Genomic DNA, 955 nt, shown 5'->3' with positions numbered 1-955 from the left:
ACTGCTGTTACACAGGCCAACAGAGTTATAACGCCCATCACTCAGACCTTGCACAGGCAGCTTCTCTGAACTGCTGTCAAACACCTGAACTAAAATGGTAGATTGCAGGTTAAAACTCGTTGATTCTGATATGAAAGCCCCCCTTGTCAAGGGCGCACTGAGGGCTAACTAATTTATTTTTTAACTACATAAAGGGATTAGTGAATGTCATGCATAAATCCTGGAATGGATTCATCAGCTATTTAAACCAATCTGATATACGTGGATTTTCACAGGTTAATGGTTTCGCTGAGACCCCACCATCTAAAAACGCGGATTAACATAGAATTATCGTGGATAGTCAAACCTCTTACTTCCAGGACTTATGAATGACATTCATTTCTCTGAACTTTATTGTCAATTGTTCGTTAACTTCAGATAAAAAGATTTAGAGTGCTGCAAATTTTGTTAAAACTTGGTTGTTCCGTTGATCTGTAGTTCCCAAAAATTTTCTACCTAGACCCTAAATTGAGTTCTTCAGGGACTTTAATCTTGAATAACTTATATCCCTGATTTGCTTTAGAATCAGCCTCATGAATAATGATTTTGTCTTCGAATACTGAACATCGTTGATATCCCAGGTTTTGAAACAGACTGATTGGATTCAATTTCTTGGTTCTTTTATTCTCATGATTCAATAGTTCCAACTGGATTCTTTTGACAATCATTGAAGCGATAAAAGTAATCAGAAGATGACCTCTCAGACGGTCTTCAGATTGAATACGTACTGGCAGTAATCCTGTATAGTTTTTCCCGATATCAAAAGTCTGTTCAACCTGCTGTCTTGTGTAATAAACAGGCAAGATCTCTTCGATGGCTAACTCATTTGAAGAAGCAAGGATGAAAAATCCTTCGGATTCAAGTTTTTCAAACAACTCAGTTGAGGTTCCTGAATCTGGATCCAGATGATTGAGCA

The 955-nt window shown here is 37.6% G+C and carries 1 protein-coding gene; it reads right to left on the bottom strand.

The genetic code is table 11. The features are described 5' to 3' along the window. Window positions 1-491: 491 nt before the first annotated feature. Window positions 492-955 (bottom strand): transposase (locus tag BO222_RS12820; protein WP_143357051.1); only part of this gene is annotated, 464 nt, incomplete at its 5' end.

It is taken from the genome of Ileibacterium valens (assembly GCF_001945525.1).
Classification (GTDB): domain Bacteria; phylum Bacillota_I; class Bacilli_A; order Erysipelotrichales; family Erysipelotrichaceae; genus Ileibacterium; species Ileibacterium valens.
Note: the sequence above shows the minus strand (reverse complement) of the source record. Positions and strands in the feature narration are given on the sequence as shown.